The following is an 11,310-nucleotide window of genomic DNA, read 5'->3' as shown; positions in this document are numbered from 1 at the left end:
TGAATTCCTTCATCCAAAAACTCGTTAATAACAGTATGGACAGCATTCTCAAAGTCGGGTACTAAGCAGTCATATCCCGCAGCTAAACTATCGAAATCAACAAAAACAATATTGTTAGTTACCAATTTTAACTCTTGAACTTGCGAATCACTGAATTTACCGATTGCAATAATTCCCGTTACGTTCCGGGGAATCTTTTCTAAGTCATTTTGATAAATTGGCACTGTTTGGATCCCACGTTGTTGAGCAGAACGTTCGATCTCCATTCGGATCCCCATATAGTAAAGGTCATCAAGTTCTTGGGTAAGCGAATACCATTGAACAATTGCTACTCGTTGCACTTGATCACTTCGCGTCCGCTTATGCTTCGTGTAATCTAGCTCTTCTGCTGTGCTTAAAACCCGTTGCCGAGTATTTTCGTTAACAGAAAGCGTCGAATCATTATTCAAAATTCGCGAAACCGTCGCAATAGAGACACCAGCTCGACTGGCAATATCACGTAACGTTGCTGCCATGGTAATCACCCCTTCCCATTTTTAGAACTTATTTTACCTGAATTACCATTAATTTGTCTAGACCGAACTATAATTGAGCGATAAAACGATCCCAACCAGCGTTCCCGGCTTCATCATCCTTGAAGACACCGGCATTTTCAAGGACATTAGCAAATACATTCGCCAATTCTTGTTCCATGATTTCGTCAACGTTATCAGCATTGATGTCCATCTTTTCGGCAATTTCCTTAGCCCATGGAAGGTGACTGTCAGCGATATTATTTGCTTCACCTAACCAGAACTTCTTAACTTCCGCTAATTCGTCCTTTAACCGAGCTGGCAAAATTGCCCGTCCCATAACTTCGATCAAGCCGATATTTTCCTTCTTGATGTGCCATAATTTTTCGTGTGGGTGGAAGATACCAAGTGGGTACTTGTCACTAGTATTGTTGTCCCGTAAAACAAGATCAAGAACGAACTTCTTCCCATCACGGTGCATAATTGGGGTTACTGTGTGGTGACGAGTATCGCCATCAAATGCCTTTAAGGAAAGACTTTCATCATCATAATGATCCCAAACATCAATGATATGAGAACCAAGGTTTATTAATTCAGTAGTGTTTGCACTGGTTAAACGAATATCACTCATTGGCCAATTAACAATTCCGGCTTCAACGTCTGGGTATTCGTCAAAGTGGAGCGGCTTTTTAATTTCAGCCTTCATCATTGGGAAGCTGTGACGACCACCCTGGTAGTGTTCGTGGGATAACATTGAGCCACCAACAATTGGTAAATCAGCGTTACTGCCGACAAAGTAAGCAGGCAATTGTTCTTCAATTTCAACTAAGTTAATCAAGGTTTGCCGGTTAATTTGCATTGGTTCATGCTTGCTGTCGAGGAAGATGCAGTGTTCATTGAAGTAAGCATATGGTGAGTATTGGAAGCCCCACTTGTGGCCACCAACCATAATCCGGATTACCCGGTGGTTGCTCCGGGCTGCTTGTCCTAGACGTCCCTTGTACCCTTCGTTTTCCATACAAAGGGCACATTGTGGATACTTCTTCTTGGTATCATGAGCAGCCGCTGCAATTGCCTTTGGATCCTTCTCTGGCTTAGACAAGTTAATGGTGATTTCTAGATTACCGTACTTAGTTGGCCGATCAAAAACGATATTCTTCTTGATCGCAGCAACCTTAACATAATCATTTGATGTCATTAACTTGTAGAACCAATTAGTAGCAGTTTCAGGAGATTCTTGGTACTTCTCCCAAAATTCTTCGTTTACAACAGATGGACGTGGTGTCATTAAGTCATAAAGTTGATCATTCAAAATTTCCCGTTCTGTTTGACCATCCTCAATCTTACCCCGCTTAACGGCCAGATCAACTAATTGGGCAACAACTGGCTGGTCCTCATTACCATCAACATCTTCATCGCCTACAAAGCCACGAATCTTATTCATTACATAAATCTTGTCAAGTGGCTTGTATGCTCCACTGGCAATTACATCATCAGCAAATTTTTCGATTAACTTCATCTTTTAATTCCCCCACTCACTTTAATACATTATTCAGCGTTTAGGTAGCATGCGCGCTAACGTTCTAGGCAGCATAGTCTAAACGTGCTCGCCGTGATATTCCTCAAGCTAACGTTCTAGGCAGCACAGTCTAAACGTGCTTCGTCCGAGTTTCCTAGAGCTAGCAACCTCCTTCCTAGGCGCAAGTCGCCTTCGTCAGGAGAAATTGCTAGCTTTCCGGAAACTCTTTGGGACGAAGGCACTCTATAATTTGTGCGGACCATCCACAATTTCGGCGTCATAGAAGCTGGCGTCGTAACCGATTTTATCGCGGTAGATCTTACCAACATTCTTCTTGAAGTTTTCAGCTTCGGACTTCTTAACAATGGCAATTGCACTACCGGCGAAACCACCGCCGACCATCCGTGCACCAAGACAGCCAGGTTGATCCCAAGCATTTTCTGCTAAGGTGTCAAGTTCCTTACCAGTAACTTCATAGTCGTACTTCAATGAAACATGTGAAGCGTTGATTAAGCGACCAAGTTCTTCAAGGTCACCCTTTTGCATTGCGTCGATTGCCCGCTTTGTCCGTTCGTTTTCACTAACTGCATGACGAGCACGACGAATCAAAGTATCATCATTAATCAGGTAAGTGTATTGATCAAAGGTTTCAGAATCAATTTCACCAAGCTTGTTGATGTTTAACTTCTTGCTAAGACGCTTTACAGCTTCTTCACATTCTTGAACCCGTTCGTTGTACTTTGATCCAGCTAGTGAGTGGGTCTTATTCGTACTCATAATGATAATTTCGTAGTCGCCAAGTTCAAGTGGCAAGTACTTGTAGTCCAAAGTGTTGCAGTCAAGGAAGATTGCATTATCTTTCTTCCCCATCCCCACAGCAAATTGATCCATAATTCCAGAATTCAAACCAACAAAGTCATTTTCTGTCTTTTGACCAAGCTTAACGAGATCAATCTCATCAATATCTAAATTAAATTCTTCCTTCAATAAGTTACCCATCAGCATTTCAATTGAGGCTGATGATGATAGACCTGAACCGTATGGAAGGAAGCCATGGATATAAAGATTAAATCCATGATCAATCTTGTAGCCGCGTTGCTTGAGGTAAACAAGCATCCCCTTAAAGTAGTTAACCCACTTTTCATCTTTAGCAGACTGTGGTTGTTCATCGTTAATATCAAAAGTAATGATCTTACTATTTTCAACCTTTGCGGAGTTTGCTGAATAAATTGCTACGGTAGTGTCTTCACGTGGACCATAAACACCATAAGTACCAATGCTAATTGCACATGGGAAAACATGACCACCATTGTAATCCGTATGTTCACCAATCACATTAATCCGTCCAGGGGAGAAGAAAACGTCCTTTCCTGGTTCCTTAAATGTGTCTTGATATTCTTTAAGAAAATCTTGCTTATCCATGTCAAAATACCTCCATGACCACTTGAGCAAAGTGGCTAAACAAATTAGTAAACTTTTACTAAACTATAATTTAGACTCTTTTACCCCATTTGTCAACAAGCGCTTTCATTTTTGAATCAATGATATTGTAAGCGTTTTCTATAAAAGCCGACAGGACGCCTGTTTGTCTCTCCTTAGTTCGGTTTAAAGTTCTATAATTATAAAAAAAGGAAAGGGATTTTTTTCATGTATCGCTACTTCCCAAACTCTCTCTACAAATTAATCCACCCTCATGGACGCTGGTTCATTAAAAGACTTAACCAATCCGCAACCCTCTACACTACTAACCTTGGAAGCCGATTGCGGTTCATTGTTAAAGGTGTTAATAACTTGACAGTTAATGTGTTGGATAACCGCAATCCATTTTCACCCTCACAAATTTATGCCTGGCGAATAGACGGCACCCAGTGGCATCGTGAACTAGCAAGTCACCGCAGCTGGCAAATAGAATGCGGATCAGCAAACCACTTGATTGAAATTATAACGGCTGGCAATTCGGATCTTGATCGTGTTTGGAATGGTGACGAAGGTTTTGCAATCACTTCAGTTGATGTTGAACAAGGAAAATTGATTAGTGCACCGCCAGTCCCGGTGATTGATTTTATTGGTGATTCAATCACTGCAGGATGTTGGGTAGCGGGGCATAATGCCTCGATTGACTACCGACCAGAAAGTAACTATGTTGGGACCGCCATTGACTTGCTTCACGCAACTGATGTACGAATTGCCTATTCTGCTGGTGGTGTGCTTCGTCAAGCCACTGGTGGTGTTCCAACTGCGGATCAATTCTTAACGAAACTTGATGCCACGACTTTTTGGCAAGCAAACACGCCTGATCTAGTAGTAATCAACCTTGGTGTTAACGACCGGCGTTTTTCGTTGGATCAATTTAATGTGAGCTATGATCACTTCTTGTCCCTTGTTACTACCCTTTTCTCTTCAGTTCCCATTCTCCCAATGATTCCGTTTAGTCAAACTTTTGCTGAATCAATCCGTTCTCTTACTAAGAAACACAAGCTTCCCCTGATCGAAACTCAAGGATGGTGTTCTAGTTTTACCGATGATCTCCATCCTGATCAGTCTGGAGCTACCGAAAGCGGGTATCGATTAGCGGAGAAGTTATCAAACTGGCTAAAGTAGGGTACAATTAATAAGGTAAAGTACTTAGGATGTAGCAAGTAGTTCATCCTAGTAAAAGGAGGTTTTGACATGACGGGTCAACGCTTATTAGACATTCAAGATGGCCATAATTTTCGCGATCTGGGTGGCTACGAAACTAAAGATGGACGTCATGTAAAGTGGCACCGGCTTATCCGTTCCGGTTCGCTTGCTCATTTAAACGAACATGATTTAAGCACTCTGGCAGCAATTCCCGTTACGATCGACATTGATTTACGGGCACCAGAAGAGGTTAAGCAAGCTCCCGATAAACTCCCCCAGACTGCTAGCTATTATCATCTACCGGTATTTAAATCTGATGAAACTGATGCCTCTCACAGTGATGAAGAGATCATGAGTCGGATTCTAAAACCAGGTAATGGCTATCAGCACATGCTTGATGTTTACCGCCGGATGGTAGAGGTCCCTACTGCTAAGGCTGCTTACCAGCGAATGTTTGAACTCCTGTTAAGTAATAACCCTACTCAGGCCAGCCTCTTTCACTGTACTGCCGGGAAGGATCGCACGGGGATGGCTGCCTATCTAATCCTGAGTGCCCTCCAAGTACCTGAAGAAACGATTCTGAAGGATTACCTGCTTACTAATAAGGCAACTCAGAGTTTTCGGGAACAGTGGCTTCAAATGTTGCGTGATAAGGGTGAAAATGAGGTCGTAGTAGAAAATCGGCGTGCTCTTGGTTCTGTTTCGGTCGACTACCTTAACCAGACAATTGATCTGATCAATACTAATTACGGAAATGTCCAAAACTACTTAACCGAATACTTCGATCTCTCGCCAACTGATCTCAAGCAACTACAACAACTATATTTAGATTAAAGAAGTGATTTTAATGAAAATTTCAGTACCACTTATCAATGGAATGTTAGCTGATGAATACGGTAAGTATGCTCCGGCTAACTCAATGCTAGCTGACCACCCAATTAAATCTTTCCCAATAGAGATCAATGAAGCTCCTGCCGAGACAAAGACATTTGCCATCGTTTTTATTGATTATGATTCCACTCCAGTTTGTGGTTTTACTTGGATTCACTGGCTCGCTGCTAATATTCCTAGCACCATGACTTCCATTGCGGCAAATGCTAGTCGCCAACTAAGCGATCAATTTATTCAAGGAAATAATAGTAATGCCGGATCCCTAGTTAATGGCGATCCTGCAATTTCTAGCGGTTACGTCGGTCCACAGCCACCAGATCAGACTCACCACTACACACTAAGGGTTTACGCCCTTGATGACCAGTTGCCGCTGAAGAACCACTACTGGTTAAACGAGTTTATCCATGCTGCTGAAGGTCATATCTTGGCTCAGGCAGAATTTGATATTCCAAGTCGTGCATAAGGAGGAACAAAAAATGGAAACAAGAATTTTCTTTAACCCTGGCGATTCAATCGCTAATATTCATGATTACAACGAAGCAGTTCGTAAGGGCCAAATCTTCAAGCGTGAACGAGAAGCAGATGATCTCGTCATCGCTAAGGGACCCGATGACGAAGAATACGCAATCTTCTATGCAAAAGATGCGCAAGTTAAGCCGAAAGCTGATAAAGTTAAGCCATATGAAATTAAAAATCGGCTTTAGCGTAACAAAAACGATCGTGATGGAAAATTTCCATCACGATCGTTTTTTTCATTTTCTTTAACGGCCACCAACAATTTTAGCAACTTGTGATTCAAGGTAGCCAATCAATACATCTGAATCAGCTTTGAAGTCATCAACAAAGCTCTTGCCGTTTGGAGTAACGACACCAACTTGTTCACCCATTGCATCGGTAACAATTAACTTATCCCCGTCACGCTTTACCTCATCGTAGCGTCCTTCAAGCGCCTCATCCAATAAGGCCTGCAAAATATCTGGAACAGCCTGCTCAATCACTTCTTCCGGTGTTACTTTTTCACCATGAACCTGATGTTTAGCCACCTGAACAGCTACTTCTTCCATGTTTTCAGGAATATATGCACTCATTAATCTCAGCTCCTTTCCATCACGACAAAATGAATCAATTACTTTTTACGCTTTTTTCGCCGTTTCTTACTAAACTTAATTCCTTGTGGGACCCGCTTTTTCCTTAACAATTGCCGATCCTTTTCTACTGGAACTGGTTGATGAGTTGCCTGTTGCCGCTTATGCAATTGTTGTCGTTCGTACTCACCCCATGGGCTAAGGATCGACCGCATAAACGTTGCCACTTGTGATTGGTGGGCATCCATCCACTTCTCGGTTTTGTTCACGTTATCAGTATCAACACCTTGACTCTGGATGTATGAAAGCATCAATTGGGTTGTCCGTTGACGACGTTCCATTGAAGCCAGCATGTTTTGCGAAGTTTGCATATGGGCAATAGACTTCAAGGCAACCCGGTACTGCTCCATATCAATCTGGTCAGTCCGTTTCAAGTAATCAAATAACGCTTGCGCAGTTGGAACAATATTTAGGATCTCCAACTTGGTAATATTGGGATCCAGTGGCATCATCATCCCCAAGACCAACTGCAAGTCAGCAAACCGCCACTGATTAATTCCTTGATGACATTCCTGATACATCAATTGCAGGAATTCCGCAACCAGGTATTGCTGATCGGCAATACTGAGGTCCTTCTCCTTAAATTCCGGAGCAGTGGCAACTTCTTTTTTGATCCGCGTAATTTCCTGTTTCATCTTTCCTGCTGGAATTAACTTTACAGGAGTAGTCGGCTGCTTTAGTTCTTCACTCGCCGGTTTTTTGACAGGTTGATCTTTTTGTGGTGTTTCATGCTTAGCAGTTTGTTTTTTGGTACCCGAAGCAACTGTCTTTTGTGAGTCACCATTCAATTCAGCCAATGTCTGGTGAGCTTTTCGACACTTATTCATTATTGGCCGCTGCTCATCAATGGCCTTTTCAATTGCACCTAATTGCTTATTCCCCAAGAACTTTTGATAAGCCTTCAGCACTGGTGCCACGGCAATTCCAAACGAATTAGTTAACGCTGGATCAGCAATGAATTGACCAACCATTACTTGTTGAACCGCTTGGGGTGTCCACGCGATATCATCCAGTTGGTGCTCTTCGGTCATATACTTATTAAACCGGGTCAAAATATTTTGAGCATGTTTCTGCTGGTTAGCAGATAGCTGGTTATACGTGGACGAATTTAGGAACCCTTTAATATGTTCTTCCTGTTCGCTCATTTCCCAATTATTCCTCCATCAAAAATTGAATTATCTTCTCTATCATATCATAATTACAGGTGAACAATTAATTACGCCGTCAGTAAGACGACAAGGAGCGATTTTCAATGCAACGTAAAAAGATCCAAGAAGCAATGGCTCACGTATATTTTCAGAAAATGACACCAACCGGCTATCATGAAATTGAGCAGGAAATCGAAAAGCTACAAGCACAGCGTCCTGCCAAGATTGCTCAGCTAAAAGCTGCCCGAGCCCTCGGCGACTTATCAGAAAACACCGAATATAGTACCGCTAAACGTGAATTGCGCCATTTGGAAAGTCGGTTGCGCTACTTAAATAAGCAGCTTCAATATGCCGAAATCATCAAACCTACTGACTCGCAAACCATCGATCTTGGAACTACAGTTACTCTCCAATTTATAGACGATGATGAACAGGTTAACTATACAATTGTTGGTAAGCAAGAAGCTGATTTACAAAAGCAAAAGATTTCATTTGACTCACCGCTTGGGCAAGCACTACTACATCAAAAGGTGGGGCAAACAGTTTCAGTTCAGGCACCACAGTCCACCTACCAAGTTAAAATTTTAGCTGTTCGATTAACCTCACCTGAGGAATCGGTTTAAACCAGCTTCGTAAAAAAATATTTTGAAATTAACTCGGTCCCCTGCACTAACCTAATTAAGGCAAATATCGACTGATTAATTGGCTAATTTTCTGCTTGTTTCGCTAGCGAAGAATGCTATACTAGATCTCGTTGCATTTGCACGATGTCCACAACATATTGTATTTTTTGCTTTTATTCATTTAACGTGGACACAATATATTGATATAGGAGACTTTGAGTAATGAAGAACTATTTACACTTTCTCGCTCACCAACTTAAGGGTTGGCCTCAACAAAACTACTACCTGTTTTTCTTCAGCCTTGGCTGTCAGGTAATGACCTTGGTAAACGATAAAATTACTTGGATCACGGTAATTACTTTTATCGGAACAACATTAGGAGTTCTTTGTATTTTAGCAATTAACGCTGCCAAATCCGTTAACGGTTGGTTAGGGATCCTTTCTGCTATCTGTTTTATCATTGTTGGTTTCAGCGCCAAGAACTACCTCAGTATTGGTGAACAGCTTGCCTACGTTATTACTCTGGATATTCCAGTTTTGCTCTCTGCTAATTGGAATATTAACATGGTCTCCAAAATCCGGAAATTCACTGGTAAGACCTGGGTTGTTGCTATTCTTTCAACAATTGTTGTTTACCTAGTTTCTGGTTACCTTATTGGTGCCTTAACTAATGATCCACGGCCATGGATTGATGCCATTAGCTTCTCAATTAGTTTGACTGCTGGTGTTATTTGTTTCTTACGGTACAACAACCAGTACTTCTGGTGGTTGGCTTCTGGAATCTTCCAAATGGTTCTTTGGGGGATCACATTTGCCCAAGGTGATTCTTCATTAGCAATGGCCGTTAACAGTATGGTTTACATCATCAATGATGTTTTGGCCTTTACCATTTCACCATGGTACAACAAGCGTGAACGTGCTCGTCTTGAAAAAGAAGAAGCTAAGTACTCCGCTAACTTAAATACCCAAGCCTAACATAAACTTACTAGTCCCCAACTCAGGTCCTTGTGATTTGAGTTGGGGATTTTCTTAATGTATGATCTGATTAGTTATTTGACTTTTTGGGGGTTCAAAGATGGCTAAAGTATTCGTTGTGGAAGACAATCCCACAATTATCAAAACGATCAGAACTGAATTAGCAAAATGGAAACACACAATCATCACCGTTAAAGATTGGGATCACGTGGCGGACGAAGTGGAAGAAGCTGACCCTGACCTAATCTTATTTGATATTACCCTACCAACCTTTGACGGCTTTTATTGGATTAGTGCTGTGCGGCAAATTACAAAAGCACCGATTATTGTTATTTCGGCAGCGGATATTGATAGTAATATTATGCACGCAATCGCCTCTGGAGCTGACGATTACATCATGAAGCCCTTTTCTACTGCTGTCCTGCTCGCTAAAATCCAGGCACTTCTCCGTAGAAGTCAGGAACCGGGCAATGTAGACAACCTCAATTGGGACACGAATGATCTCAATTCACTCACTAATGAATTAACGACACCCAAGGGAAGCGTTCAGCTATCTCCCACTGAAAGTGCCCTTCTCGGCGTTCTCATTACCCACCTAAATCAAACGGTTACTAAGGAGCAACTTCTTGAATGGCTTTGGCAGGGTGGTAAGTTTCTTAATGATAATACTTTAAACGTTAATATCAGTCGGCTGCGGTCTAAACTAGCAACTGTCAATTTGAATGATAATCTGCGAACTGAACGTGGAATTGGCTATCGGTTGGTGACCCGTCATGCAAAATAAAAAATTCTGGTTCTACCAATTAAAGTCATTTTTACCGCTTACCATTGGCTACCTTTTTCTTCTCGGGATTATTAAGCTCCTAACAATTTTGTATTACATCCCCAAGAGCTTTTTCTGGGATGTTATTCGCTTTAGCTTACCTTTCCTAGTAATTTGGTTCTTCATCAATAGCTACCAATCTGCTAAACGGCTAAAAGCAATCATTAAAGAACAGGGCATCCCTGCAAGCACCCCAATTGAAGCTCAACTTCTCCATACTAATAAGTTACAACGACGGAAAAGCGATCATTTAATCCGTAGCTTGCGTAATCATCAGCAAGAGCAGTTAGACCATGTTGAACTGTACTCTCACGAAATCAAAAATTCATTGACCAGTTTACAGGCAGCCGCGGAAAATAACGATATGGTTCCCAGCAAAGTAATCCGCCAAGCTGTCCAGCAAGCAAACTACCATTTAGAAATGTTATTAAATGATGAACGACTCGCAATGTCTAGTAATGACTTTAATTTTGAATGGGTTAACCTGGAAGCACTCATCATGACGATCCTGAAGCAAAACTCTTCTATTTTCATTAGTCGTCAGCTCGTCCCCAAACTCCAACACCTTAATGGGATTTCTGTCTTAACTGACAAAAAGTGGCTCCGCTTCTGTATCAACCAACTTCTAGCAAACGCAGTTAAATATTCGCCTAATGGAGCAACGATTTTCTTTAATTGGGTTGATAATAGTCTCCAAATTATTGATCAGGGGACTGGAATTCCCAGCAGTGATCTCCCCCGCATCTATGACAATGGCTTTTCTGGCAAAAACGGTCACCAAACAACTAAATCAACGGGGATGGGACTATATCTAGTTAAAAAGATCACCGCCCAGCTAAATTTCGATCTAACAATCACATCCAAAACCGGTCAAGGAACTTGTGCTACTCTCCATTTCCCAGGAAATAATGTCAGGCACAAGACCATTAAAAAGTAACAACCCAGCCCATAAACATTACAATTCTGTAAGGTTCTCCGCAATTCTGTAAGTACCAATTGCCGGAGAGCCTTTTTATAATAATGATAGAGTGTGAGCCATGAAATAGAGCGTG

The 11,310-nt window shown here is 41.7% G+C and carries 13 protein-coding genes; 8 read left to right on the top strand and 5 right to left on the bottom strand.

Annotated elements, in window-relative coordinates; all coding sequences use genetic code 11:
- The 3 genes from HMPREF0549_RS01245 to HMPREF0549_RS01235 all read right to left on the bottom strand — a co-directional run.
- Positions 1-515, bottom strand: a 515-nt coding sequence (locus tag HMPREF0549_RS01245; protein WP_003716433.1) for a LacI family DNA-binding transcriptional regulator, incomplete at its 3' end; no start/stop codon positions are given.
- A gap of 67 nt (positions 516-582) precedes the next feature.
- Positions 583-2,031 (bottom strand): UDP-glucose--hexose-1-phosphate uridylyltransferase, encoded by a 1,449-nt coding sequence (locus HMPREF0549_RS01240; RefSeq protein ID WP_003716432.1) that lies wholly within the window; start codon positions 2,029-2,031, stop codon positions 583-585.
- Between the two features lie 243 nt (positions 2,032-2,274).
- The gene (locus HMPREF0549_RS01235; RefSeq protein ID WP_003716431.1) at positions 2,275-3,453 is read right to left on the bottom strand and encodes a galactokinase; all 1,179 of its coding nucleotides are present in this window, start codon (positions 3,451-3,453) and stop codon (positions 2,275-2,277) included.
- 225 nt (positions 3,454-3,678) lie between these two features.
- Between HMPREF0549_RS01235 and HMPREF0549_RS01230 the strand changes: the two genes are divergently transcribed.
- From HMPREF0549_RS01230 to HMPREF0549_RS01215, 4 genes are all read left to right on the top strand, one after another.
- Entirely contained in the window at positions 3,679-4,632 is a 954-nt protein-coding gene (locus HMPREF0549_RS01230) for a GDSL-type esterase/lipase family protein (protein ID WP_003716430.1), read from the top strand.
- A 69-nt stretch (positions 4,633-4,701) separates the two neighbouring features.
- Positions 4,702-5,487, top strand: coding sequence for a tyrosine-protein phosphatase (locus tag HMPREF0549_RS01225; protein ID WP_003716429.1), 786 nt, complete (start codon positions 4,702-4,704; stop codon positions 5,485-5,487).
- Positions 5,488-5,500: 13 nt separating this feature from the next.
- Complete coding sequence (locus HMPREF0549_RS01220) at positions 5,501-6,007, top strand: YbhB/YbcL family Raf kinase inhibitor-like protein (RefSeq protein ID WP_003716428.1); 507 nt, start codon at positions 5,501-5,503, stop codon at positions 6,005-6,007.
- A 13-nt stretch (positions 6,008-6,020) separates the two neighbouring features.
- A complete protein-coding gene (locus tag HMPREF0549_RS01215) occupies positions 6,021-6,248 on the top strand; it encodes a hypothetical protein (RefSeq protein WP_040530658.1) in 228 nt (75 codons plus the stop codon).
- A 57-nt stretch (positions 6,249-6,305) separates the two neighbouring features.
- On the opposite strand, the gene HMPREF0549_RS01210 is transcribed toward HMPREF0549_RS01215, so the two are convergent.
- Both HMPREF0549_RS01210 and HMPREF0549_RS01205 read right to left on the bottom strand, forming a co-directional pair.
- On the bottom strand, positions 6,306-6,632 hold the full coding sequence (locus HMPREF0549_RS01210; RefSeq protein ID WP_003716426.1) for a hypothetical protein: 327 nt from the start codon (positions 6,630-6,632) through the stop codon (positions 6,306-6,308).
- 38 nt (positions 6,633-6,670) lie between these two features.
- Positions 6,671-7,834, bottom strand: coding sequence for a hypothetical protein (locus HMPREF0549_RS01205; RefSeq protein ID WP_003716425.1), 1,164 nt, complete (start codon positions 7,832-7,834; stop codon positions 6,671-6,673).
- A gap of 107 nt (positions 7,835-7,941) precedes the next feature.
- Between HMPREF0549_RS01205 and greA the strand changes: the two genes are divergently transcribed.
- The 4 genes from greA to HMPREF0549_RS01185 all read left to right on the top strand — a co-directional run bounded on the left by greA (position 7,942) and on the right by HMPREF0549_RS01185 (position 11,195).
- The gene (gene greA / locus HMPREF0549_RS01200) at positions 7,942-8,460 is read left to right on the top strand and encodes a transcription elongation factor GreA (RefSeq protein WP_003716424.1); all 519 of its coding nucleotides are present in this window, start codon (positions 7,942-7,944) and stop codon (positions 8,458-8,460) included.
- Between the two features lie 222 nt (positions 8,461-8,682).
- The gene (gene pnuC, locus HMPREF0549_RS01195) at positions 8,683-9,435 is read left to right on the top strand and encodes a nicotinamide riboside transporter PnuC (RefSeq protein ID WP_003716423.1); all 753 of its coding nucleotides are present in this window, start codon (positions 8,683-8,685) and stop codon (positions 9,433-9,435) included.
- Between the two features lie 100 nt (positions 9,436-9,535).
- On the top strand, positions 9,536-10,219 hold the full coding sequence (locus tag HMPREF0549_RS01190; protein WP_003716422.1) for a response regulator transcription factor: 684 nt from the start codon (positions 9,536-9,538) through the stop codon (positions 10,217-10,219).
- A complete protein-coding gene (locus HMPREF0549_RS01185; protein WP_003716421.1) occupies positions 10,209-11,195 on the top strand; it encodes a sensor histidine kinase in 987 nt (328 codons plus the stop codon). Before HMPREF0549_RS01190 ends, HMPREF0549_RS01185 begins: the two co-directional genes overlap by 11 nt.
- Positions 11,196-11,310: the final 115 nt, after the last annotated feature.

Source organism: Limosilactobacillus vaginalis DSM 5837 = ATCC 49540, from assembly GCF_000159435.1.
In the GTDB taxonomy this organism is placed as follows: Bacteria; Bacillota; Bacilli; order Lactobacillales; family Lactobacillaceae; genus Limosilactobacillus; species Limosilactobacillus vaginalis.
This window is presented reverse-complemented; position numbering and strand designations above follow the sequence as displayed.

Coding starts and splice junctions, on each gene's coding strand:
- HMPREF0549_RS01240 (WP_003716432.1), bottom strand. CDS start 2,031: ATGAAGTTAATCGAAAAATTTGCTGATGATGTAATTGCCAGTGGAGCA.
- HMPREF0549_RS01235 (WP_003716431.1), bottom strand. CDS start 3,453: ATGGATAAGCAAGATTTTCTTAAAGAATATCAAGACACATTTAAGGAA.
- HMPREF0549_RS01230 (WP_003716430.1), top strand. CDS start 3,679: ATGTATCGCTACTTCCCAAACTCTCTCTACAAATTAATCCACCCTCAT.
- HMPREF0549_RS01225 (WP_003716429.1), top strand. CDS start 4,702: ATGACGGGTCAACGCTTATTAGACATTCAAGATGGCCATAATTTTCGC.
- HMPREF0549_RS01220 (WP_003716428.1), top strand. CDS start 5,501: ATGAAAATTTCAGTACCACTTATCAATGGAATGTTAGCTGATGAATAC.
- HMPREF0549_RS01215 (WP_040530658.1), top strand. CDS start 6,021: ATGGAAACAAGAATTTTCTTTAACCCTGGCGATTCAATCGCTAATATT.
- HMPREF0549_RS01210 (WP_003716426.1), bottom strand. CDS start 6,632: ATGAGTGCATATATTCCTGAAAACATGGAAGAAGTAGCTGTTCAGGTG.
- HMPREF0549_RS01205 (WP_003716425.1), bottom strand. CDS start 7,834: ATGAGCGAACAGGAAGAACATATTAAAGGGTTCCTAAATTCGTCCACG.
- greA (WP_003716424.1), top strand. CDS start 7,942: ATGCAACGTAAAAAGATCCAAGAAGCAATGGCTCACGTATATTTTCAG.
- pnuC (WP_003716423.1), top strand. CDS start 8,683: ATGAAGAACTATTTACACTTTCTCGCTCACCAACTTAAGGGTTGGCCT.
- HMPREF0549_RS01190 (WP_003716422.1), top strand. CDS start 9,536: ATGGCTAAAGTATTCGTTGTGGAAGACAATCCCACAATTATCAAAACG.
- HMPREF0549_RS01185 (WP_003716421.1), top strand. CDS start 10,209: ATGCAAAATAAAAAATTCTGGTTCTACCAATTAAAGTCATTTTTACCG.